We start from the raw sequence: 23,785 nt of genomic DNA on the forward strand, positions 1-23,785 counted from the left end.
ACGACCGGCGCTTCATTCATGCCGGCCCGCGTACGGCTCGTCGGCAGCCCGGTACTCGGGGAGACGTGGCGCAGCGGACATGAACTGACCCACCTGCCGCACCAGCATCGTCATCTCGTACCCGACACTGCCGACGTCGACCGCCGAGGTGGCGAGCACGGCGAGCCGGGCGCCGTCGCCCGCGTTCGTGACGAAGAGGAAGAGATCGTTCATCTCGATGACGGTCTGCTGCACCGAACCCCCGCCGAAGTGGCGGCTGGTGCCGTGCGCCAGGGACTGGAGTCCTGAGGCGATGGCGGCCAGCTGCTCCGCGTCCTCTCGGGACATTTCGCCGGAAGCGCCGACCAGCAGACCGTCCTGGGACAGCACGATCGCGTGCCGGGTCTCCGGTATCCGGGTGATCAGGCTGTCCAGGAGCCAAGCGAGGCCGCTGTGCGCGGTGTCGGTTGCTGTCATGGGGCGTTCCTTCTCGGGCGAGGGCGGGAGGGCATCGCACGCGGATCGGCGTGCGGGGGGCTTGGCGGATCGGTCGCGTGCGGTGCCGGCTGCCAGACCGGAGAGGGGACGTCCTCCTGGGCCCGGGCGCGGCGGGTGCCCTCGTGGAGGGCCGCCAGCATCGACCGCGCCTGCTCCGGACGGCGCTCCGGTACATCGCCCTGGCCGGGGTCGCAGGCCAGTTCCTCCTGTTGTTGGAGCAGTTGCGGGGCGAGGTGGGCCTGCCGTACCCGGCGGGGCAGTTTGCCGGAGCCGCCGCGCCGAGGTCCGGACGAGGTCGGGGCGGCAGCGGGCGGAGCGGTCCTGGTCCGTACGGGCATGCCGCCCGCCGTCACCCCAGTCGATGCCGTCGGCGCCGGAGGTACGGAGGCGAGACGGCGGTCGTCGCGGGGAGCGAGAGACTCCGGCGCGTCGTCGGTGACCGGCGCGACGAGTGCCTGCGGGACTACGACGACGGCCATGGCCCCGCCGTACGAAGAGGGTTGCAGGGTGACGGTGATGCCGTGCCGCTGCGCCAGGTGGCCGACGGTGAACAGGCCCAGGCGGGGGTCCTCGCCCAGCGAGGTGAAGCTGAAGTCCGGTGGATTGTGCAGCATGGCGTTGGCCGTCGCGTACTCCGCCGCCGACAGCCCGAGGCCTCGGTCCTCCACCTCCACCGCGATACCCTGCGCCACCGGCAGTGCCCGTACCCGTACCTCGGTGTGCGGCGGGGAGAAGGTCACGCCGTTCTCGATCAGCTCCGCCATGAGGTGGATGGTGTCGCCGACCGCGGGCCCGATCACGGCGACGGACGGCATCGGATCGACCACCACCCGCGCATAGCCCTCGACCTCGGACACCGAGCTGCGCAGCACGTCGCTGAGCGGCACCGCCTGGTTCCAGCGGCGGCGCGGAGTCGAGCCGCTCAGCACGGTCAGGCTCTCGGCGTTGCGTCGCATACGCGTCGCCAGATGGTCGACGGTGTACAGGTCGGCGAGGAGGTCCGGGTCCTGTTCGCGGCGTTCCATGCCGTCGATCAGGGTGAGCTGACGGTGTACCAGGACCTGGGTGCGGCGCGACATGTTCACGAATACCAGACGGGCGCCCTCGCGTAGCTGGGCCTGTTCCAGCGCCACGGTGACAGCGGTGCGCTGGGCGGTGTTGAAGGCCTCGGCGACCTTGCCCAACTCATCGCTTCCGTAGTCGAGTTCGGGAAGTCCGTCGACTTCGGCCCGACTGCCCTGGGCGCGCAGCAGGGCGACCATCTCGGGCAGGCGGTCCTGAGCCAGTTCCAGTGTCTCCCTGCGCAGGCTGGACATACGGCCGATCAGCGAGCGCGTGATGCGGTACGACATCGCCGCGACGGCGAGGACGGCGATCAGGGCGAGTGCGCTGCCGAGCATGACGCGGGTGAACAGCGCCGAGGTGCGGTCGGTGCCCTCCTTGCCGATCACCGCCAGGTACTGGTTCAGCACGCTGCCCATCGACGCCGTCACCCGGGCGGGTGCCGCTGCCTTGGTGTCTGGGAAGCGGTGGACCGCGATGGTGTCGCCGTTGCCTTCGGGCGCGGCGGGGATCGCAGCTTCCAGCGCGGTCAGATCCGTCCAGTCCCGGCCGCTCGTGATCCGCGCGAGTGCCGTGCGTTCGTCCGCCGGCAGGTAGGGCGTGACCTCGTCGGTCAGGAGAGCGGTGTGTACGGCCGCGGCGGAGGCCAGGTCGGCCCGCTCGGCCGTGCTCAGTCGGCCGGACGCGGCGGCCTGGGCGAGCAGGGCGCTCTCCTGCGACAGCTTCTCCGTGGCACGGAAGAACGACAGGGTGTGGCCGGCGTCGGTGGCGGTGTCGCCGTTCTGGGCACTCAGAGCGCCGAAGAGATTGAGTACGGAGGTGACCGTGGCGGTGTAGTCGGTGTAGGCCTGTCGCCGGGACTCCTTGTGAGTGTCGACCGCGGCCCGTTCGGTGGTCAGCCCGGCGAGTTCTGTGCGCACGGTCCGCAGCCGGGCGAGGTAGCCGGCCGTTCCGTCCTTCCCCGAGACGGCGTCCGTCCTGCGGAAGCCGGCGAGCGCGGCGTCGGTCTCGCGGCGCTGGGCGTCCAGGGCTGTACGCGAACCGGGCGAAGCGAGCCAGGTGACGGTCTGCAGCCGTTCCTTCTGCAGTCCGTTCATCACGGGCATGAGGGCGAACGCAGTCTTGGACGCGGCTTCGTCGCGGTTGGCCTGGCGCCACTGGTTGAGCAACACCGCCGAACCGCTGGCCCACAGAACGATCAGCGCGAGCCCGGGTACCAGCGCGAGCGCGACCAGCGAAGCCCGGATGCTGCGGCCCGGGCGCGCCCCCTGGCCCGTGCCGGGGCTTCTTTGCGCGGATCTGCCCCGGCGTCCGGTCATCGAGGGCTCCGAGGTCCGGTGGCGCGGCGCGCCGCGGGTTCGTTGTCCGGGGTGTACGGCACGAGCGGGTCCTTTCCGGGGCGGCACATGCGCGCGGGCTCAGCCGGGCACGACAAAACACGCCGACGAAGGGCGAGGGATGGGAGAGAACGGCGTACTGAACGCACGCGAGCGGGAAGGCGACCGGCGATTGAGCCCGCCGCTTTGATGGCTGGTATGTAATCGAGCCCCACGACAGGGGTCAAGTCGTCCGGATGGGCGGGAATTGACCCCCCGTCATGGCCGGTGCCGATCACAAGCTGTACCGGAGGTGATTCTCTCAGCGATGTTTCGGCTGCGTATGGACGTGCGAGAGGTGTCCCGGGGCGGGGTGGGGGCGCGGCTGACCCGTTGCCGGTTGCGCTGTGGCAAGGGGTATGACCCGGACGAGTGTGTGACATGAGTAACACGCCAAAGAGGCGTGAAGTGCGTTCGGTCGCGGGGTGACGGCCTGAATTCATGGGACTCCGCGTCGGATCGGCCCTGTGGATGGGTCTGCCTCGTCTCGTTGTGAGGTCACGCCCGTCGAGGGCTGGCGACCCGCTGCCGCTCCGGCCGCGGGGCTTCTCGGTCGCGACACATGCTGTCAGATTCCGTCGATCCGGCACCGCACTACGTTGCCGCGCGCGTGAGGTTCCCCGTGCGGATCCGCTGCTGACTGCCTGCTCATGGCGGTATCCGGTGCGCGTCGGTGAGTGCTCGACTAGGGGATGAGCTGTGCGGTACCGTAGACTCGATGTCAGAAATAAGCTCTTCGAGTGAAGGAAGGGCTGGCGTGGTCCTTCCGTCACGCTATGCCTGACGTGGGGCGTCCCGGCATGCCTGGCAGGTCATGGACAGTGTGTCAGATATGAGTGAGATCGGCGCATGTGCCGCAGCGAGGTACGTGGAGCACGCGGCCAGGGTCGGCGCGATGCCTGCGGGATCGATACGGGTTCGGCCGGGGCCTCAGCCGTAGAAGGGGATGGGTGTGGATCTCGACTTTTCAGATGAAATGGTGGACTTTCGCGAAGAGGTGCGAACGTGGCTCAACGAGCACGCGCCCACCGAGCCGCGACCGCGCGCCGACGCCGCGGCGATGCGGGAGTTCGACCTTGCCTGGCAGCGTGAGCAGTGGGAGGGGGGATGGGCGGGGATCGCGTGGCCGGATGAATACGGCGGGCGCGGGTCCTCCCTCGTGCAGCAGTTGATCTGGCACGAGGAGTACGCCAGGGCGGGACTGCCCAGCATGGATGCGTGCTTCGTCGGCCTCAACCACGCCGGTCCCACCCTGATCGCCCAGGCCACGGAGGAGCAGAAGTCCTTCCATCTGCCCCGGATCCTGCGGGGGCAGGACATCTGGTGCCAGGGGTTCTCCGAGCCCGGCGCCGGCTCGGACCTCGCCTCACTGAGCACGAAGGCCGAGCTCGACGGGGACCACTTCGTCGTCACCGGGCAGAAGATCTGGACCAGCTTCGCGATGGTCGCCGACTATCAGGAGCTGCTCGTACGCACCACGCGCGGCGGCACCAAGCACGAGGGCATCACCTGGCTCATCTGCGACATGAGTTCTCCCGGCATCGACGTCCGTCCCATCCGGACCATGGACGGCCAGGCGGAGTTCTGCGAGGTCTTCTACGACGAGGTTCGCGTCCCGGTGTCCAACGTGGTCGGAGAACGTGACGCCGGCTGGCGGGTCGCGATGTCCACCCTCTCCTTCGAGCGGGGCACCGCCTTCACCGCGAGCCAGGTTCAACTCGCCCGGCTGGTTGAGCAGTTGATCGAGATCGCCCGCGATTGCACCGGCCCGGACGGCCGCCGCCCGGCGATCGCCGACGAGGAACTGGCCTGTCGCCTGGCGACCGCCCGCGCCGAGGTGTCGGCGCTGCGGGCCATGACCTATGCCGGCGTCTGCCGCAACCTGACGGCGGTTCAGCCGGGACCGGAAGGCTCGATGCTCAAGCTGTACTACGCGGACATGGCCAAGCGGGTGGCCCGGCTGGCCATGGACGTCCTCGGTGCGGACGGACTGCGCTCAACTCCGCTGCGCGAGCGGCTTGTCGACTGGTCCGGCTACTACCTGCACTCCTTCGGTGCCTCGATCGGTGGAGGCACGTCGGAAATCCAGCGCAACATCATCGGCGACCGTGTCCTCGGACTGCCGCGGTAACTGGAGGAATCATGGATCTTCTCCCGTCGTCCGACCAGCTCGAACTGGTCGCCGTCGCCTCGGAGTTCTGCCGCGAGCAGCTACCCGTGAGCGCCATCAGGGACCGTCAGGACGAGCCGACCGCGATCACGCGAAAACTGTGGTCCGCCGCCGCGGAGCTGGGCCTGCTCGGTGTGAGCGCGTCCGAGGAATCCCAGGGGCTGGGCCTTCAGCTGGACGACGAGGTGCTGTTGTTCCGGGAGCTCGGCCGGCGTCTCGTACCCGGGCCGCTGGTCTCCTCGGTGCTGGGTGCCCGAGTGGCGATGCTGGCCGGCCGTGGCGACCTCGCGCGGTCGATCGTCGTGGGCGAGACGTTGGTGGGACTCGCGCGGCGACGTGACGGAGTGCCGGGTGACGGTGGCCCGGTGAGCGGAGGGTTCGATTTCCTCGACGCCACGGACGCCGAGTACGTGCTCGTCGTCGAGCCTGGTTATGCGGGCCTGGTGGAGACGGAGCGCCTGGGAGGCATCGAGTCCGCCGGGTGCATCGACCCCGGTACCAGGCTGGCCACGGCGGTCCTCGACGAGGTCTCCCTGTCGTGCTGGGTCCCCACCGACGACGATCCGGTCCGGCTGCGTGGGCTGGTATTGGCGTCCGCCCTCCAGGCCGGCATCGCCGAGGCGGTCCGGGACCAGGCCGTCGAACACGCCTGCAACCGCGTCCAGTTCGGCCGTGCGATCGGGGTCAACCAGGCGATCAAGCACGCCTGCGCCGACATGGCGGTGGCCGCGGAGGCGGCGTGGCAGCAGACGGTGTTCGCGGCCGTCAGCCTCTCCTCTGCCCTCCCCGACGCCGAGTTCCAGGTGCTGGCCGCCAAGACGGTGGCCGGCCGGGCCGCGATCGACGGCGCCGAGGCGAACATCCAGATCCATGGCGGGATGGGCTTCACCGACGAGCACGACGCACACCTCTATCTCAAGCGGGCCCGCGTTCTCGACCAGTTCTTCGGCTCCCCCCGCGACCATCTCAAGGAACTGCTCGCCCAGGAGGTCGCCTCGTGAGTCGTCGTACCGTGATCGCCGGAGTGGCGCTGGCCGACACCTCGTCGGCCGCCACGAACCCGTACGGGCTGATCGCCCAGGCCGGAAGCCGCGCGCTGGCCGAGGCAGGGCTGACCAAGGACCAGATCGACGGGCTCGCTTCCACCGGGCAAGGCACCATGGCACCGGTCGAGGTCGCTGAGTACCTCGGCCTGCGACCGCGCTGGATCGACTCCACGACCGTGGGCGGCGCGTCCTGGGAAGTGATGGTGGCGCACGCCGCCGACGCGATCGCGGCAGGCCACGCGGACGTGGTGCTGGTGACCTACGGCTCGACCGCGCGGTCGGACCTGCGCGGCGGGCTGCGCACCGCGAACCTCGACTGGGGCTCGCGCGGCCCCTCGCAGTGGGAAGTGCCCTACGGCCACACGCTGATCAGCAAGTACGCCATGGCCGCGCGCCGGCACATGCACGAGTACGGCACGACCATCGAGCAGCTCGCCGAGGTCGCGGTGTCCGCGCGGGCCAACGCGAAGGACAACCCCGAGGCGGCCTACCGCGACCCGATCACGGTGGACGAGGTGCTGTCCGGCCGGATGATCGCCGACCCGTTCACCAAGCTGCACTGCTGCATCCGCTCGGACGGGGCGGCGGCCGTCGTGCTGGTCGCCGAGGACCGGATCGCGGACCTGCCCGGGAAGCCGGTGTGGGTACTGGGATCGGGTGAGGCCCTCTCGCACGTGTCCATGAGCCAGTGGGAGGACATGACGACCGGACCCGCGGCGGTCTCCGGTCCGCTCGCCTTCCAGCGGGCCGGGGTCACCCCCGAGGACATCGACGTCTGCGAGATCTACGACGCCTTCACCTCCATGCTCCTCATCTCCATGGAGGATCTCGGGTTCTGCAAGAAGGGCGAGGGCGGCCCTTTCGTCGCCGACGGCAGACTGCGACTCGGCGGCGCCCTGCCCACCAACACTGACGGCGGCGGACTGTCGGCCTGCCACCCAGGGCAGCGCGGGCTGTTCCTGGTCGTCGAGGCCGTACGGCAGCTGCGGGGGGAGTCCGGCCCGAGGCAGGTTCCCGACGCCAGGCTCGCCTGTGTCAGCGGGACCGGCGGCTGGTTCTGCTCCAGCGGCACGCTGATCCTGGGCGCGGACGGGCCGTGACCCGCTGTGCGGACTCCATCTGACAGGACCGAGCAGCCGGCACATCGTGCCGAACGACAACGAGCGCAAGGAGATGAGGGATGACGGTCACGAACGCCGGCAGAACAGATCTTCCCACCGTGGACGACGACAGCCGGGTCTACTGGGACGCATACCGCGACCGCGAGTTCCTGATCGCCCGCTGCGGCGCCTGCGAGCGGGTTCACCACTACCCGCGGCCCCAATGTCCGTTCTGCTGGAGCGAGGACGTCTCGCCGACGCGGGCATCGGGCGACGCCACCCTCTACACCTACTCCATCGTGCACATGAACGACTTGGCGCCGTTCCGCGACCAGCTGCCCTATGTCGCCGCCGTCGTCGAACTCGCCGAAGGCCCGCGGGTGATGACGCAGGTGGTCGGCTGTTCTCCGGAGCAGCTGCGGATCGGCATGGCACTGACGGTGGACTTCGAGGTCCGCACCGAGGACATCACCGCGCCGGTCTTCCGGCCGGCGGGCTGAGAACGGAAAGAGTGCGCCAAGTGACCGACTACGTCGAGCGGACCGAGGTCCTGCGACCCGAGCCCGCCCAGGCGCTCGGAGCCCTGCTGGACCTGCTGGTGCCGGACCTGGAGCGCGAGGGGCTGCCGCTGCTCTGGCACTGGATCTACCTGCTGGACCGTCCCGCGCAGACCGATCTGGGCGCGGACGGCCACCCGCTGAGTTCCGGCATCCCCGCGCCGCCGGGACCGGGGCGTCGGCGCATGTGGGCCGGCGGGCGGGTCCGGACCCAGGGCCTGCTGCGCTGCGGGGAACCGGCGACCAGGCGCAGCAGAGTCCTCTCGGTCGCGGAGAAGACCGGGCGGTCCGGGCCGCTGACCTTCGTGGCCGTCGAACATCACGTTCTGCAGTCCGGACAGGTCGTGGTCGAGGAGCGACAGGACATCGTCTACCGGCCGACCACACCGGGGACGTCGCCCGCTCCCGAGGACACTCCGCCCGCTCCGGTCGAGCCGGTCGCCACCGACGAGTGGTCGATCGACGTGTCGCCGACCCTGCTGTTCCGGTTCTCGGCACTCACCTACAACGCGCACCGGATCCACTACGACCGTGACTACGCACGTGACGTCGAGGGCTATCCGGGGCTGCTGACCCACGGACCGCTCCAGGCGCTCGCCATGGCGGAGGCGGCCCGCGCGGGCGGCGGAGGCGGGGACCAGTCCTTCGAGTACCGGCTGACCGCACCGCTCTTCGACCACCAGGGCATGGTGGTCCGGGCCGTCCGCGACCAGGACGCGATCAGCACAGCCGTCCGCGACATCCACGGCCGTCGGACGGCCGAGGGATCTCTGAGGAGCATCGACCGATGAGGGACCTGATCGCGACCGCCCGGACCTTCCTCTTCGTGCCGGGGGACCGGCCGGACCGGTTCGCCAAGGCTGCTGCCAGTGGCGCGGACATCGTCATCCTCGACCTTGAGGACGCGGTCGGCCCGGACTCCAAGGACGAGGCGAGGGAACACGTCCGCTCGTGGCTCGCGCGGGGCAACCGGGCGGTCGTGCGGGTCAACGGGACCGGCACCCCGTGGTACGACGACGACATTACCGCGGTCACCGACCGGGACTGTGCCGTGATGGTGCCCAAGGCCGAGGACCCGGCCCAACTCGCCGCCCTCTCCCGGCGCCTGGGTGCCACCACCGGCATCATCCCGCTGATCGAGACGGCGATGGGCGTCAAGCAGGCGATGGAACTGTGCATGGTGATCCCGGTGGTGCGCCCGGCATTCGGCAGCGTCGACCTCGCGGCACAGCTGGGCGTCGACCACCGCTCGCACGCAGCGCTCCGGTACGCACGGTCCGCGGTCGTGCTCGCCGCTGCCGCGGCCGGGTGCGACGCCCCCGTCGACGGCGTCACGACGACACTCGACGACGACGGCCCGCTCCACGCCGACCTCGCGCACGCCGCCGAACTCGGGTTCACGGGAAAGCTCTGCATACACCCCCGCCAGATCGACATCGCCCACCGCGCCTTCGCGCCCACGGACACCGAGACGGCCTGGGCCCACAGCGTCGTCGAGAGCGCCCGGGCCGGCTCGGTGACCGTGCACGACGGTCAGATGGTCGACACCCCCGTGGTGCTGCGCGCCCAGGCCATCATCGCCCGGGCCCAGGCCGAGTGAGCCGCCCGGGCCAAGCGTGATCGACGCCCGGGGCAGGGGTCACCTCTCAGGCGGTCACCATGTCACGGGCAGTCGGTGCAGGCCGTAGACGACCGCGGTCTCCTTGAAGGTGAGTTCCTCCGAGGGGACCGCCAGCCGCAGGTCCGGGAAGCGGCGAAACAGCGCGGGAAGCGCTATCTGCAGTTCTAGACGGGCCAACGGCTGCCCCAGGCACTGGTGGATACCGAAGCCGAAGCCCATATGCCGGCGGGCCTCCTGGCGCTTGAGATCCAGTACTTCCGGCTCCTCGAACATCTCGGGGTCATGGTTGGCGGCGGACAGCGGGACGATCACTCCCTCGCCCTTCCTGATCGTGGCTCCGCCGATCTCCACGTCCTGCGTGGCGAGCCTGCGCAGGCCGCCGTGGACGATCGACAGATAGCGCATCAGCTCCTCGACGGCGTCGACAGCGCTCTTCGGGCTCTCCAGCAGAACCGCTGTCTGCTCGGGGTTGCGCATCAGCGCGAGAGCGCTCAGGCCGAGCATGTTGGCGCTCGTCTCGTGCCCCGCCAGCAACAGGAACGCGCCCAGGTCGCGCGCCTCGTCCAGGGTGATGTCCCCGGCCGTGGCCCTTTCGCCCAGGGTCGTCAGCACGTCGTCGCCCGGCACACGCTGACGCTCCTGGATCAGCTCCTGGAGGTAGGCGCCCAGCGCGCCGAAGGCCGCACCGACCTGTTCGGGTGTGGAACGCAGGTCCACCAGGGTCTGCGACTCCTTCTGGAAGAAGTCATGGTTGTCGTAGGGCACACCGAGCAGTTCGCAGATCACCAGGGAGGGCAGGGGAAGGCAGAAGTTCTCGACCAGGTCGACGCCGTCGTCGCCGCCTCCCCGTTCCGCCACCTGGTCCAGGAACCGGTGAGTGACGCGCTCGATCGCCGGTCGCAGGCGTTCGATGCGCTTGACCATGAACTCCCGGGTCAGAGCCCGACGCATGACGTCATGGGTGGGCGGGTCGATGGCGGTGAGGGCACCGGGCGGCTGGTTGCCTCCCTCGGCACCGTTGGGGAACCCCGGTCGGTTCTGGTCGGAGCTGAAACCCGGGTGGCCCAGTACGGTACGGACGTCCTCGTACCTGGTGACCACCCAGGGGTACACCTTTCCGCCGATGGACACCCGCGTCATGGGCTCGCTCGCACGCCAGTCGGCGAACTGGGCAGGAGGGGCGAGTCGGTCGTGCTTCGGTCGCAGCAATGGGAAGGCGGGCGGTTCGGAGTTCGTGGTCATTCCTTCTCCTTGGTCGTACGACAGGGGGGCGTGGACAGCGCTCGACCGGCGACCGGGCGCTCCCGCCCAGGGACCGAGGCGTCGCGCCCCGGTGGCTGGGAGGTCGCGCCCGGCTCCGCGGTCAGGGGCGCAGGATCCAGCCGCCGTCCACATGCAGCACCTGACCGGTGATCCAGTCGCCCGCCGGCGCGGTCAGCAGCAGGAGGGCACCGATCAGGTCGGTGGTCTGGCCGGCCGGACGCATCACCACGACCTGTTCCATCATGGTCCGGAAGGGCGAGCCCTCCGGGACCATGGCCAGGCTGGCGGAACTCTCCACCATCCCGGGGGCGATGGCGTTGACGGAGATGTGGTCCGGTCCCAGATCACGGGCGAGCGCGGTGGTCAGGCCGACCAACGCGATCTTCGTGATCCCGTAGACCGAGGAGGGCGGGTAGGCGCCGCCGGACGACTGGTTGACGATGCGTCCGCCACCGCGTTCGCGCATCAGGTCCACGACACTGCGGCAGCAGTGGAGGGCGCCGTTGACGTTGACGTCCATGGCCCGGTGCCAGGTTTCCAGGTCGTAGTCCAGGACGGGTATCTGGGGCAACTGCGCCATGAGTGCGGCGTTGTTGACCAGGATGTCCACCCCGCCGTACTCACGCACGGCGACACCGGCCATGGCATCGGTCGAGTCGGGGTCGGTGATGTCGACGCCGACGCCGACGGCCCGGTGCCCCTCGCCGATGAGGGTGTCGGCCACGGCCTTGGCACCGGAGGCCTGGATGTCGGCGCACACGACTGATGCCCCGGCCTCGGCCAGCGCTCGCGCGTAGGTTTCACCGATGCCGCCCGGAGCGGTTCCGGTGACTACGGCGACCTTCCCGTCCAGGGACCAGTCGGCGGTTGCTCTGCTCACGACGTACTCTCCACTTCGACGGCCGAAAGGCCGCGGGCGATGATCACTTGAAAGCGATGGACTTGACGCGCAGGAACTCGGCGATGCCCTCCCGGCCGCCTTCCTTGCCGACTCCGCTGATGCCGATTCCGCCGAAGGGTCGGTTGACGGCCAGCCCCGTCGCGCCGTTGACGAGCACCTCGCCGGCTTCCAGGGCCTCGGTCACCCGGTGGGCGCGGCCGAGGTCGTTGGTCCACAGGTAGGAGGCGAGCCCGTAGCGGGTTCCGTTGGCGATCTCGACGGCCTCCTCCTCGGTGTCGAAGGGGATGATCGCCAGGACCGGGCCGAAGACCTCGGTCTGGGCCAGTTCGGACTTCGGGTCCACGTCCGCGAACACCGTGGGTTCGACGAAGTAGCCGCCGGACAGCGGGCCTTCGAAGCGCCCGTTCGCCATGCCGCCGCCGATGACGAGCCGGGAACCGTCGGCCTTGGCCTGCTTGACCATGCCCTGGATCCGGTCCACCGCCGCCTGGTTGACCACCGGCCCGGACAGCGTGGTCGGGTCGAAGGGATCACCGATGGCGATGGCCCGCGCCATGTCGGCCACCCGTTCGATGACCTCCTCGTAGACCGGGCGCTGCACCAGCATGCGGGTGGGGAAGGCACATCCCTGGCCGCTGAGTGTGGCCAGGGCCAGCATCGAGCCGAACGCGCAGGCCTGTTGCAGATCCGCGTCCTCGAAGACCAACTGGGCCGATTTGCCGCCCAGTTCAAGGACGGCGGGTTTCATGTCCTGGGCGCAGGCCGTGAGAATCCTGCGGGCGGTGGCGGGGCCGCCGGTGAAGCTGATCTTCTCCACCAGGGGGTGTTCCACCAGGGCGGCGCCCGCTTCGGCGGCGCCGGGAAGGACGTTGACGACACCGGCGGGGAATCCGGCCCGCTCGATCAGGTCCGCGAAGAGTTCGCCGCTGAACGGGGTCAGTTCCGAGGGCTTGACGACCACGGTGTTCCCCGCCGCGAGGGCTGCCGGGATCTTCATCGCCAGGGAGATCAGCGGACCGTTCCAGGTGATGATGACGCCGATGACGCCGTAGGGCAGCGGCAGGGTGTAACCGAGTTCGCCGTCTGTGGTCCGGGTCGTGGTGACGTCCCCGGAGAGCTTGTCCGCCCAACCCGCGTAGTAGCGGGTCCACTCGATGGCCATCTGGCCGATTCCGGCGGCGACGGAGACCGGCGTGCCGTTGTCCAGGGCCGCGCGGCGGGAGAACTCGCCGAGGTTCTCCTCGATCAGATCCGCGAGACGGGTCAGCAGGCGCCTGCGCTCGGCCGGGGGGACGTGTCGCCACTTCTCGAACGCCGCCCGCGCGGTGTGTACCGCACGGTCCATCTCGGTGCTGCCGGCGAGCGGGATTCGCGCGTCCACCTGGCCGGTGGCCGGGTCGATGTGGTCGTGTACTCCGCCCGAGCCGGAGGTTAGCCGCTCGCCCCCGATTCTCAGATGGACGGCGGGCCTGGTGCGATCGACGGTGATCTTGTCGCTCATGGTGTGCGGTGATGTCCTCTCAAGGGACGGGCTCACGCACCGGACGACGCCTTGTGCGTGGGCTTTCTGTGGCCGTACGTTAATACGGACAATATTCGTCTGCAATAGGTGGGGCAGTATGTTTCGCATGACGCAGCCGGACCGAAAGACTGAGGCGACCCCGAGATCCAGGCCGGGCAGGACGCGCGATCCCAGCCTCACGCCACGTGCGCTGGAGGCGGCTATGGCCGAATACGGTCTGGTCGGCTGGTCCGCGTTCACCCTGGACGGGGTCGCCCGCCGCGCGGGCATCGGCAAGGCCGCCCTCTACCGGCGCTGGCCCACCAAGGAGCAGTTGCTCGCCGACGCCATCGCTCAGCTCATGCAGCCGTCCGCCCCCTGCGACACCGACTCCTTGGCGGACGATGCCAGAGCTCTGGCCGCGACCCTGCTCTCCCATTTCCTCGACCCCGCCGGCTGGGTGACCATGAGGGTGGCGATGGACGCCACCGTCGGACTGGAGACGTTCGCGCCGTTCCAGGAGCAGATCATCGCCGCGCATCGGGAACACGTGCGTGGCATGATGCAACGAGCAGTCAGCCGGGGCGAGTTGCCCCCGGGCACCCAGATCTCGCCCTTCGCCGAGGCGCTGTACGGTTCGGTGGTGATGTACGCGCTGTCCATCAAGGCCCACGAGCGCGAGCACGTCCGGGGACACGTCCATGAGTACGCGTCCCCACTGGCCGATTTCGTCCTGGCCGCACTCCCCGTCCGGCCTGTGGAGAACTGCTGAGCCCGTCCGCTCCGGACGCTCATCGTCCGAGGCCGCGACACCCTTGCGAAAGGATCGGCTGATGGCCGACGCATTGCTCCTCGTGTTCTCGAACCCCGTTCCGGGCCGTGAGGACGAGTTCACCGACTGGTACGAGCATCGGCACCTGGGTGATGTGCTCGCGGTGCCGGGCGTGACCGCTGCCCGTTTCTACGAGAACGCGCAGACCCCGCCGTCGAAGGCCGAGGACGCCTCCGAGTCGCTGCCCGCCGGGCATTCCCACCTGGCGGCCTACGAGTTGGACCGGGACGTGGACGACGTGCTGGCCGAATTCGGGCGCCGGGTCCGGAGCGGAGAGATGCCGATGAGTGAGGCGATGGACCGGGAGACGATGACCATGACGGCCTGGCGGCCGCGTGGACCACGCCTGGAGAAGGGTGCGGAGGCCGACCAGGGGATCTGATCGTGCGGGTGATCGGTGCCGGATGCGCTGCGCCACGGTCGTCGAGTGGCCGACCGGACCCGATGTGCCCGCCTGTACGACCCGTCGGCCCGCGGGAACGCTCCGATGAACCTGCGCGCCGGCGCACCCGGACAGTGCTGTGCCATGGACGGCCGCCGTGTCCCGCTGCGGGATCACGGACATCGGAACGGAGATGGGCAGGATGAAAGACAGCCGTCTGACGGCGGACCGGATCTGGGAGCTGGTGGGTCTGCGGGCCGCCGCGACGCCGGAAGCGGTCCTCGCCTACGACGAGCATGGCCGGCAGCTCACGTTCGGCGGCCTCGAAGCCGACGCGAAACGGGTGGCGGCAGGTCTGGCCAGGCGAGGAGTCCGGCGCGGCACCGTGGTCTCGTGGCAGCTGCCCAGCCGGCTCGAGACGATCGTGGTGATCGCGGCGCTCGCGCGGCTCGGAGCCGTGCAGAACCCGCTGATCATGATGCTGCGTGAGCCGGACGTACGGTTCATCTGCGCCCAGGCCGGGTCGGAGCTGCTCCTCGTGCCGCCGGACTTCCGGGGCTTCCCGCACGCTGAGATGGCGGCGGCGGTCGCCCGGGACGTGCCCGGTCTCGACGTGCTGGTCATCGACGGAGCACTGCCCGAAGGCGATCCGGCGCAACTGGAGCCGGAATCGGCTTCGCCACGGGTGCGCTGGCTGTTCTACACCTCCGGCACGACGGCGTCGCCCAAGGGCGCTCGGCACACCGACCCCGGCCTGATCGCCGCCTCGACCACCTTCTGCGCGGCCATTCGTCCGGGCCCGCAGGACCGCGTCGCCGCCCTGGCCCCCATGGCCCACGTCGGCGGCGTGCTGCATGTCGTCACCGCACTCCAGACCGGGTGTGCGCTGCTGGTCAGCGACGTGTTCTCGCCCGCCAGCACGCAGTTGCTGAGCGAACGCCAAGTGACGTTCGGAGGCAATGGCGTGCCGTTCGCCCGGACGCTGATCGAGCAACAGCGGGCGCGGCCGGATCGTCCGCTGTTCCCCGGTCTGAAGGCCTTCCTCGTCGGTGGCGCGCCCCGGACCGCCGCGCTGCACGAGGAGATCCGTTCGGTACTCGGCGGGGTCGGCGTGGTGTCCGGCTACGGGCTGACCGAATGCCCGTACTTCGCCTGGGCCGCGCCGGGTGACGGTGATCACGAGCTGGCCACCACCGAAGGCAGGCCGGGGCCCGGCGCTCAGGCCCGGATCGTACGATCGGACGGCACTGAGGCCGCGCCGGGGGAGTCCGGTGAACTGCGGGTCAAGGCACCCCAGTTGATGCTGGGCTACGTCGACGCGGATCTGGACTCCGACACGTTCGACGGGGACGGCTATTTCCGTACCGGTGACCTGGCGATGCTCGACGAGAAGGGTTACCTGACGATCACCGGGCGGCTCAAGGACGTGATCATCCGGAACATGGAGAACATCTCGGCCCGGGAGGTGGAGGAGGCGCTGCTCGCCTGTCCAGGCGTGGCCGACGCCGCCGTGATCGGCCTGCCCGACACCGTCACGGGGGAACGGGTGTGCGCGGTGGTCGTTCCGGCGAACCCCGCGGATCCGCCCGTCTTCGAGGAGCTGTGCGCGAGGCTGCTGGCAGGAGGCCTGAACAAGCGGAAGCTGCCGGTCCAGCTGGAGCTCGTCGAGGATCTGCCGCGCAACGCGCTGCTCAAGGTGGTCAAGCGTGAGCTTCGGGAGCGCTTCGCCCCTCGGGGACAGTCCACCTCGCCTGGTCGTGCGTGAGTCGGTGAGCCGCTGTCCGCAGCACAAGATCTGACCATGTGTAGCCACAGTGCCCTGGCTCTCGCGACGCCTTGTGGCCCGTACCTGCCCCGCGATCCGCCGGGCCGACTGCCCGGCTTGCGCTGGAAGATGCCTCAAAAAACGGCGATATCTTCTATTTGTCCGCCTCCTCTCGGGCGTGGATCTCGCTGGTGTGACTCCGTCGCGACTTTGTTTCTGGACAGGCGGCAAGTTCTGACACAGAATGTTTCTGACAGTGTGTGCACTTGACGCTGAGGTTCGAGGAAGGCGCGTGATGAGTTCGACCATGGTGCTGTGCGCCAGCCATGCCCCGGGGATGGACCGCGATACCGAACATGGGCTGGGCCGGTCCTTCCGGGCCGGCGTGGCACAGGGGCGCGCCGCCATTGCGGAATTCGCGCCCGAGGTGGTGCTGCTCTTCGGCGGCGACCACCGGCGTGCGTTCACGACGGTCGTGCCGGCCTTCGGGGTCGCCCTCACCGCCCGGCTGAGGGCCGAGGGAGCACAGCAGGGGGCCGCCCTCGATGTGCCCAGAGACCTCGCGCTTGAGCTGAGTGAGTTCCTGCTGCAGGCGCGGTTCGACGTGGCGGTCTGCCGGTCGATCGAGCTGGATCATGCCTTCGGCCAGCCGCTGGAACACTTTCTCGGCGGCGTCGGTACGGTCCCGGTGATCCCGATGCCGGTCAACTGCGCAGGCCCGCCGCTGCCCGATGCCGCCCGGGTGCTCGACTACGGTGCCGCGGTCGGCCGGTTCCTCGCCACGCTGGACCGGCGGGTGCTGGTCATCGGCACCGGGGGCCTGGCGCACCATCCGGCGAGCCTGGCCACCGACCGTTACGACCTCTCCGACGACGAGCGCCGCACGCTCAACCAGGGCGCGGCCGGGCAGGCGCGGAGCCGGATGAATCCCGACTGGGACCGCCAGTTCCTCGCGGCGATGGAGTCCTGGGACACCGGGGAACTGATCCGGATGACGCGCACCTGTGAGCCGGTGGCCGGGGTGGGCGCACACGAGGTCAGGACCTGGCTCGCCGCGGCGGCCACCACGGGCGGGAGGGGTCTGCGCACCCTGGCCTACGAACCGGTGGGCGAATGGATCACAGGCATGGGGGCGATGACCGCCCAGCCGGTCGGTTAGGAGGGGACATGAACGAGTTCGACTGCGACGTCGCGATCGTCGGAGCGGGACCCGCGGGTGCCACGCTGGCGAACCTGCTGGGCGAGGCCGGGGTTTCCGCGGTGGTGCTGGAGGCGAGCGGGTCGATCGTCGCCTACCCCCGTGCGGTGGGCATCGACGATGAGGCCATCCGGACCCTCCAGTCGTTCGGGTTGGCCCAGGTGGTCCTGGACAACTCGCTCCAGAACATGCCGATCCGCTATCACGACGCGGCGGGCACGGTACTGGCGCACGTGGCGCCGAGCGCACAGCCCTACGGCTGGCCGCGACGAAACCTGTTCTACCAGCCGTATCTCGAAGAACGCCTGCGGGAACATCTCGCCGGCTATCCGACGGTCGAGCTGCGGACCGACACCGAGGTGACCGGTCTGAGCCAGGACGAGGACGGTGTCCGGCTCGGCATCCGTACCGGCACCACCGAGAGCACCGTGCGGGCCCGCTACGCGGTGGGCGCGGATGGCGGCCGCAGCTTCGTGCGCGGCGTCCTGGGGACCGAGATGCTGGGAGACACGGCGCCGGTCAAGTGGCTGGTCATCGATGTCGAGAAGGACACCTGGGACGCGCCCTACTCCGCCGTCTACACGTCGTCGGTGCGGCCGTCGATGACCATCCCGCTGCCTTTCGGCTACCGCCGGTTCGAGTTCCAGATCCGTGCCGAGGAGGACCCGGCGGCCGCGAGCGACCCCGATCGTGTGCAACGCCTGCTCAAGCGGTTCTATCCCGATTCGCCGGTGCCGCCCGTGGTACGAGCCGACGTGTACTGGCACCACTCCCGCACCGCCGCGGAGTTCTCGGTCGGCCGGGTCTTCCTCGTGGGGGACGCGGCGCACATGCAACCGCCCTTCTTCGGGCAGGGCATGAACTCCGGCTTCCGTGATGTGACGAATCTGGCCTGGAAGCTCGCCGCTGTGGTCGACGGCCGGGCATCGGAGCGGATCCTGGCGAGCTACGACAGCGAGCGCCGTTCCAACGCCTCCGAGATGGTCAAGTTCGCGACGCGGATGGGCCAGATGTACAAGGCGAAGAGCCCGTTGACCGAGCGGGTGCGCAGCACCCTGTTCCGGGGTGCCCAGAAGGTGCCGGGCGCGCGGGACTACATCCTTCAGATGAAGCACAAGCCCGTGCCGCGCTACACCGAGGGCCTGGTCGTCGGCGCCGCCGCGTCCCAGGGTGGTTCGCTGGTGGGCCGGGCGTTTCCGCAGCCCATGGTCCACTCGGCCGACCACGACGGTGCGCGGCGGCTGGACGACGTGCTGGGCTCGCGGATCGCGGTGGTGGGACTGGTGCCCGACGTGGCCCGTGCGTTGAGCACGCACACGGTCGGGCGGCTGCGGGCTCAGGGCGGCGTACTGGTGCAGGTGAGGCCTGCGACGGTCTACCAGCGCGACAGCACCGAAGCGGCCGATCTGGCTTCCGAGGCCCTGGACGTCTTCGATGTCGACGGGAATTTGCGGGATCTGGTACTGTCCCGGCCGGCTGACGAGGTCTACATGGTCCGGCCGGATCGTTACGTGGCTGCGGCGTGTCGGGCCGCAGATCTTGAGCGTGTGTTGGGGGCCTTCCTGGCACTCCTCGAACAGTGAGCCGCTTTGAACCTGAAGGTGTGGTTGGGGCGTTGGCGGGTGCTGGCCGTCGGAACCACGAAACTCCTGGTAGACCGAGTCTCAATCAAGATCACCCATGTCCGCGTTTCGCGTGCTTGTCTGCCCGGCGTCGATCGATCTGATCAGCCGCGCTCTTCGATCTCCGACTGCGCACCTTCGTGCCCGGCAACAACAGAGCGGAACCCGCTGGCGACGGCTCCCGGTGGGCCGTCAGGCCTTGCTCGCCCTGGGCCCATCGGGGCCGCCGCGACACTTGCCGGCAGCTCGCCGGGTTCGGCATCGGTATCGCGACCCTGTACCCCTCCATTCCATAATCGAAGCCATCGGCGTCCTGGCCGCACTCGCCCCGTCCGTGGCTCACGCGACGAAGATCGCCCGTACGTAGCCCTTCGTCATCCTGGACGGCACGCAGCTGCCTATTGGCCGAATCGCCGCAACACCTCGTACTACTCAGGGAGACGCGAGCGCCACGGCACGCGCGTCCGGGTCCTGACGCAATCCCGCTGACGTTAAGTCGATCTTGGTGGGGCTGTGTGGGTGGGCAGGTTGGCGAGGCGGAGGGTCGGTGGCTGCGGGTGCTGGCGGCCGTGTTCCTGGGGCCATTTGAGGCGGTAGCTGTTGTGGCGGGTCGACATGGGTCAGCAGTTAGTCATACCGCTGCGGCGGCGGCTCCCAGAGCGACCGCCTGTGTTGCCCCTCCGTCCGTCCGCACCCTGCTATCCACTGGAACCCGGGCCCGATCCGGCGCGCCGGAAGCCGGGGTGCCTAACGTGAAATCCGGACAACTCTCGTGCAGGGAAAGCGACATGACGGGTCGCAAGTTCTTGCAGAAACTTTCAGCATCACATTGTCGGATCTCTTGACAGTCAGCGCGCCGCGGCGGCATCTTCGTCCTCACGCACCACGCCGCCCGTCCAAGTGGAGGGTCCGGACGCCGGGCATCCGGCGCCCGAGTCTGCGTGTGTGGACGCCGGACTGCGCCCGGGCGGGACACCTGGAGGCCGTCCGGCAGCCGCACCCGCGCGACGCCGGCCAGGGAACGAGCCGCCTTCACCGGCCCGCGACGACCATGCCCCCACGGCCAAGAGCTCAGCGGCCTTCGCCTGTACGCACCATGCATCGGCTCACCAGACCCGCCCACACCCCACGGAGTCGCCATGCCCGCGCTGACCCGTCCCGCAGCAAGACCGGACGCCACCTCTCCGCGCCGTACCCGACGCGGCCCCCTCGCTGTTCTCACCGCCTGCGCACTCCTGGTCGGTGCCGCGCTGCCGATCGCCTTCCAGGGCACCGCGCACGCCGCCACGGCCCCCAACGGTGGCGACGTGATCGCCAACCTCTTCGAGTGGAACTGGAACTCGGTGGCCGAGGAGTGCACCACCGTGCTGGGCCCCAAGGGCTATGGCGCTGTCCAAGTCGCTCCGCCCCAGGACTCCATCAAGCTAGACGGCGCCCACCCCTGGTGGGAGGTCTACCAGCCGGTCTCCTACAGTCTCAACAGCCGCATGGGCACCGAAGCCCAGTTCAAGGCCATGGTGACGGCCTGTCACAACGCCGGAGTGAAGGTCTACGCCGACGCTGTGATCAACCACATGGCCGGCTCCAACCAGACCAGCACCACCTCCTACGGCGGCGCGAGCTTCAACCCGTCCAGCTACACCTACGGCACCGTTCCCTACAGCCGCTCGGACTTCCATGGCTCTCCACCGTGTCCCAACTCCGACCTGTCCATCAATGACTGGAACAGCGTCAGCCAGGTCCAGGAGTGCCAGCTTCTCTCTCTGTCCGACCTGAACACCGAGAGCGACTACGTGCGTGGCAAGATCTCGGGGTATCTGAACAGCATGGTGGACGTCGGCGTGGACGGCTTCCGTGTCGATGCCGCCAAGCACATCGCCCAGGCCGACATGGCCAACATCCTCTCCCGCGTGCACGACACCACCTGGGGCGGGCGGCCGTACATCTACCAGGAGATCTTCCCCGGCAGTAGCGGCCAGCTTGCCCCGGCCGCGTTCGAGGGCAACGGTAGCGTGCTGGAGTTCACCTACGCGTACAAGCTCAAGGACCAGTTCAACGGCAACATCGCCAACCTGAAGACATTCGGCCAGAGCTGGGGCTTCGAGCCAAGCGACAAGTCCGCGGTCATGGTGACCAACCACGACCTGGAACGCGACAAGACCACCCTCACCTACAACGACGGCGCCAAGTACAACCTCGCCCATATCTTCGAACTCGCCTGGAACTACGGCACCCCACAGGTCTACTCCGGATTCCGTTTCGGCAACCGTGACGACTCCCCGCCCGCCGACTCGGGCGGCTACGTCACCGACACCGACTGCGCAAGCTCGAGCTGGATCTGTACCGACCGCAACCAGTCCATCGCCAACATGGTTGGCTGGCACAACGCTGCCAAGGGCCAGGCCGTCGCCAACTGGTGGGACAACGGCAACAACGCCATCGCCTTCAGCCGCGGCAGCAAGGCATGGGTGGCCCTGAACAACAGCTCCAGCGCCGTCACCCAGACCTTCACCACGGGCCTCGCGGCCGGCACATACTGCAACATCATCCACGGCGATGTCACCGCCGGCGGCACCTGCACCGGCTCCACCGTGAGCGTCGACGCCTCCGGCAAGGCCACCGCCACCATTCCGGCCGGCGACGCCCTCGCTCTGTACGCGACCGCCACGCCCTGCACGACCGACTGCCCGACGACCCCGCCGCCGTCCAGCGACACCGTGTCGGAGACCTTCAACGAGTACAAGACGACCGTCTGGGGCCAGAACGTCTACGTCGTCGGCTCCATCCCGGCCCTCGGCACCTGGGACCCGAAATCTGCCGTCCCGCTCTCCTCGGCCGGCTACCCGACTTGGTCCGGCACGGTCACTCTGCCCGCCAGCACCGCCTTCGAGTACAAGTACATCGTCAAGGACGCCGCCGGGAACGTCACCTGGGAGGATGGTGCCAACCACAGCGCCAACAGCGGATCCGGCGGCACCCTCAACGACACCTGGAACGGCGCGACCGGCGGCGGAACCAGCACCTCGGTGAGTGTCACGTTCACGGAGAACAAGACGACCCTCTGGGGCCAGAACGTCTACGTCGTTGGCTCCATCCCCGCCCTCGGCACCTGGGCACCTGCCTCGGCGATCCCACTCTCCTCCGCGAACTACCCGAACTGGTCCGCGGCCGTCCCCATCCCGGCGGACACCGCCTTCGAATACAAATACATCGTCAAGGACAGCGCGGGGAATGTGACCTGGGAGTCCGGCGCCAACCGCAGCTACACCACCGGCGCCTCCGGCTCGGTGAATCTCAACGACAGTTGGAAGTAGCAGCCCGACTCACCCACGCGGCCTCGGCGGCGGTCCCACACAGGGCTGCCGCCCAACCCGAGACCAGATCCAGGGACTCCAGGCGGCCCCGAAGGCCACAACCGACACGGCGGTGGGTGCGGCCCCGGCCGTTGTCAGCCCATTCGCCACCGCCGATGCAAGACGGGCGGCCGTGCAGGGGTCCCCGCCCTGGCCGCAGCGCGGAGTCTGTCGGTCGACGGTAACGGTGGAAAGACCAACAGGGTGGACGCCCTGCGCTATGCCTACGGCCAGATGGCGCCCACCGTCGTCAAGGCCGTGGTGAACACGTCCGACAGTGCTTGGCGTTCCCAGCACGTTCCAGAACCTGGTGCGCCGTTGACCAGGCGGGGGCCTGCTGTCGGGCCGTCAGTTTGGGTCGCCTGCACTTGATTTCGTCCTTTGCCCGGACAACGGCCATGCCTCCGCGGGTGCGCATGCGCAGGAGGTCGACCTCATGTGGCCATCGACACCGGCCCCAGCAGCAAGGCGTCAGCGCCGACCGGGCTCACCGCGGCAGCGGCCGACGGCAAGGTCACCCTGCGCTGGAAGGCCCCCGTGCGGGCCGTCCTGTACACCGTGCTGCGCGCCACCGCCAAGGGCGGGCGGTACACGCAACCAGCCACGGATGTGCGCGGCACCACCTACACGTACAAGCCGGCCGAACACGGGCGACGTCACTACCACGAGGTTGAGGCGGTGGGCTACGCGGAATGACGCCTCGTCGGGCCAGCCGAAGGCAAGGCGTTGCGCCGACTACGGCGGAAGCTGCGCGGTGCGGTCACGAGAGTCCTTTCCGTGACCGCACCGCGTTGAGTCCATGGCACGGCCCCGACGCGGCGGGTCACTCCCGAGTGGCACGCGGCGCACCGGTGCCCTGAGTGGGGGCGCGGATGCCGTTCAGCAGGAGCGTGGCGAGGTCTGTCCGAAGGCCGGCTGGCAGTACGTGTTCCAGGCCCAGGGATGCCCTCATCAAGGCGAATCCGGTTACGGCTTCCGCCACCGTCGCGGGGTTCACGCTCTCGCGGACCTCACCGCGTCCGATCGCGTCGTGGACCGCGTCCTCGATGGCTGCCATGCAGCGGTCGACCGAGTCGCGACGGAACGCCTCGTAGAGGTCGGGAAACCGTTCCATCTCCGCCGCGCACCGCTGGAGGATGCCGCGGCGCGGTTCCACGTACACGGCGGCGACCTCGTCGAGCAGGATCCGTAGGTCTTCGGAGATCGACCCGGTCCGGGGAGGGCTGAGCCCTGCGGCGAGCGTGGACATCCCGGCCAGGATGAGATCCTCCCGGCGTGGCCAGCGGACCTGGATGCTGCGCTTGGCGGCCTTCGCCCGGGCGGCGACCGATGTGACGCTGAACTCCGCGATGCCCTTCTCGGCCAGCTCGTCCACCGTCGCGGCGAGCACGCGACGGTCCACCGAGTCGTCGCGCGGGCGTCCTCGGGGGCGTGCCGGGGTGGACCGGGCCTGGGCAATCATCCGCACAGCCTATTCGCAACCGAGTCCGTTGCCTCAGTACACGTTCTCAATTAATGTCACTCTCAGAGTTGCATAATTCGCCACGCGAGGCGCGGCA

Annotated in this window: 19 protein-coding genes; 13 read left to right on the forward strand and 6 right to left on the reverse strand. The window is 69.2% G+C overall.

Features of this window, described 5'->3' with window-relative positions; translation table 11 throughout:
- Positions 1-12 precede the first annotated feature (12 nt).
- Positions 13-456, reverse strand: coding sequence for a roadblock/LC7 domain-containing protein (locus ACIRA5_RS03935; RefSeq protein ID WP_403686917.1), 444 nt, complete (start codon positions 454-456; stop codon positions 13-15).
- A complete protein-coding gene (locus tag ACIRA5_RS03940) occupies positions 453-2,858 on the reverse strand; it encodes a nitrate- and nitrite sensing domain-containing protein (RefSeq protein WP_403686919.1) in 2,406 nt (801 codons plus the stop codon). Before ACIRA5_RS03940 ends, ACIRA5_RS03935 begins: the two co-directional genes overlap by 4 nt.
- A 1,033-nt stretch (positions 2,859-3,891) precedes the next feature.
- On the opposite strand from ACIRA5_RS03940, the gene ACIRA5_RS03945 reads away from it, so the two are divergent.
- The 6 genes from ACIRA5_RS03945 to ACIRA5_RS03970 all read left to right on the forward strand — a co-directional run bounded on the left by ACIRA5_RS03945 (position 3,892) and on the right by ACIRA5_RS03970 (position 9,388).
- Positions 3,892-5,046 carry an acyl-CoA dehydrogenase family protein gene (locus ACIRA5_RS03945; RefSeq protein ID WP_403686922.1) on the forward strand — a complete coding sequence of 385 codons (1,155 nt, stop codon included), beginning with the start codon at positions 3,892-3,894 and terminating at the stop codon, positions 5,044-5,046.
- 11 nt (positions 5,047-5,057) lie between these two features.
- Entirely contained in the window at positions 5,058-6,086 is a 1,029-nt protein-coding gene (locus tag ACIRA5_RS03950) for an acyl-CoA dehydrogenase family protein (protein ID WP_403686924.1), read from the forward strand.
- On the forward strand, positions 6,083-7,231 hold the full coding sequence (locus ACIRA5_RS03955; RefSeq protein ID WP_403686927.1) for an acetyl-CoA acetyltransferase: 1,149 nt from the start codon (positions 6,083-6,085) through the stop codon (positions 7,229-7,231). Before ACIRA5_RS03950 ends, ACIRA5_RS03955 begins: the two co-directional genes overlap by 4 nt.
- An 80-nt stretch (positions 7,232-7,311) precedes the next feature.
- The gene (locus ACIRA5_RS03960; RefSeq protein ID WP_403686929.1) at positions 7,312-7,731 is read left to right on the forward strand and encodes a Zn-ribbon domain-containing OB-fold protein; all 420 of its coding nucleotides are present in this window, start codon (positions 7,312-7,314) and stop codon (positions 7,729-7,731) included.
- Between the two features lie 20 nt (positions 7,732-7,751).
- Positions 7,752-8,579: a MaoC family dehydratase N-terminal domain-containing protein gene (locus ACIRA5_RS03965; RefSeq protein ID WP_403686930.1), complete on the forward strand. Its 828-nt coding sequence runs from the start codon at positions 7,752-7,754 to the stop codon at positions 8,577-8,579.
- Positions 8,576-9,388, forward strand: coding sequence for an HpcH/HpaI aldolase/citrate lyase family protein (locus ACIRA5_RS03970; protein ID WP_403686932.1), 813 nt, complete (start codon positions 8,576-8,578; stop codon positions 9,386-9,388). Before ACIRA5_RS03965 ends, ACIRA5_RS03970 begins: the two co-directional genes overlap by 4 nt.
- A 54-nt stretch (positions 9,389-9,442) precedes the next feature.
- Here the strand turns inward: ACIRA5_RS03970 and ACIRA5_RS03975 are convergent, their stop codons facing one another.
- From ACIRA5_RS03975 to ACIRA5_RS03985, 3 genes are all read right to left on the reverse strand, one after another.
- A complete protein-coding gene (locus tag ACIRA5_RS03975) occupies positions 9,443-10,651 on the reverse strand; it encodes a cytochrome P450 (protein ID WP_403686933.1) in 1,209 nt (402 codons plus the stop codon).
- Positions 10,652-10,772: 121 nt separating this feature from the next.
- Positions 10,773-11,552 carry an SDR family oxidoreductase gene (locus ACIRA5_RS03980; RefSeq protein WP_403686935.1) on the reverse strand — a complete coding sequence of 260 codons (780 nt, stop codon included), beginning with the start codon at positions 11,550-11,552 and terminating at the stop codon, positions 10,773-10,775.
- Between the two features lie 43 nt (positions 11,553-11,595).
- Entirely contained in the window at positions 11,596-13,074 is a 1,479-nt protein-coding gene (locus tag ACIRA5_RS03985) for an aldehyde dehydrogenase family protein (RefSeq protein WP_403686936.1), read from the reverse strand.
- 223 nt (positions 13,075-13,297) lie between these two features.
- Here ACIRA5_RS03985 and ACIRA5_RS03990 point away from each other — a divergent pair, with 223 nt between their 5' ends.
- The 7 genes from ACIRA5_RS03990 (at position 13,298) to ACIRA5_RS04020 (ending at position 22,922) form a co-directional block, all read left to right on the forward strand.
- On the forward strand, positions 13,298-13,846 hold the full coding sequence (locus ACIRA5_RS03990; protein WP_403686938.1) for a TetR/AcrR family transcriptional regulator: 549 nt from the start codon (positions 13,298-13,300) through the stop codon (positions 13,844-13,846).
- Between the two features lie 61 nt (positions 13,847-13,907).
- Positions 13,908-14,288: a hypothetical protein gene (locus ACIRA5_RS03995; protein WP_403686940.1), complete on the forward strand. Its 381-nt coding sequence runs from the start codon at positions 13,908-13,910 to the stop codon at positions 14,286-14,288.
- Between the two features lie 202 nt (positions 14,289-14,490).
- Complete coding sequence (locus tag ACIRA5_RS04000; protein WP_403686942.1) at positions 14,491-16,053, forward strand: AMP-binding protein; 1,563 nt, start codon at positions 14,491-14,493, stop codon at positions 16,051-16,053.
- A gap of 295 nt (positions 16,054-16,348) precedes the next feature.
- A complete protein-coding gene (locus tag ACIRA5_RS04005) occupies positions 16,349-17,212 on the forward strand; it encodes a 3-carboxyethylcatechol 2,3-dioxygenase (protein WP_403686945.1) in 864 nt (287 codons plus the stop codon).
- A gap of 8 nt (positions 17,213-17,220) precedes the next feature.
- The gene (locus ACIRA5_RS04010; protein ID WP_403686946.1) at positions 17,221-18,834 is read left to right on the forward strand and encodes a bifunctional 3-(3-hydroxy-phenyl)propionate/3-hydroxycinnamic acid hydroxylase; all 1,614 of its coding nucleotides are present in this window, start codon (positions 17,221-17,223) and stop codon (positions 18,832-18,834) included.
- A 1,178-nt stretch (positions 18,835-20,012) separates the two neighbouring features.
- Positions 20,013-22,187 (forward strand): carbohydrate-binding module family 20 domain-containing protein, encoded by a 2,175-nt coding sequence (locus tag ACIRA5_RS04015; protein WP_403686949.1) that lies wholly within the window; start codon positions 20,013-20,015, stop codon positions 22,185-22,187.
- A 477-nt stretch (positions 22,188-22,664) separates the two neighbouring features.
- Positions 22,665-22,922, forward strand: coding sequence for a hypothetical protein (locus tag ACIRA5_RS04020; RefSeq protein WP_403686951.1), 258 nt, complete (start codon positions 22,665-22,667; stop codon positions 22,920-22,922).
- 127 nt (positions 22,923-23,049) lie between these two features.
- On the opposite strand, the gene ACIRA5_RS04025 is transcribed toward ACIRA5_RS04020, so the two are convergent.
- Positions 23,050-23,688: a TetR-like C-terminal domain-containing protein gene (locus ACIRA5_RS04025; protein ID WP_403686953.1), complete on the reverse strand. Its 639-nt coding sequence runs from the start codon at positions 23,686-23,688 to the stop codon at positions 23,050-23,052.
- Positions 23,689-23,785 lie beyond the last annotated feature (97 nt).

Origin of the sequence: Streptomyces sp. NPDC096311, assembly GCF_044763085.1 — a bacterium.
In the GTDB taxonomy this organism is placed as follows: domain Bacteria; phylum Actinomycetota; class Actinomycetes; order Streptomycetales; family Streptomycetaceae; genus Streptomyces.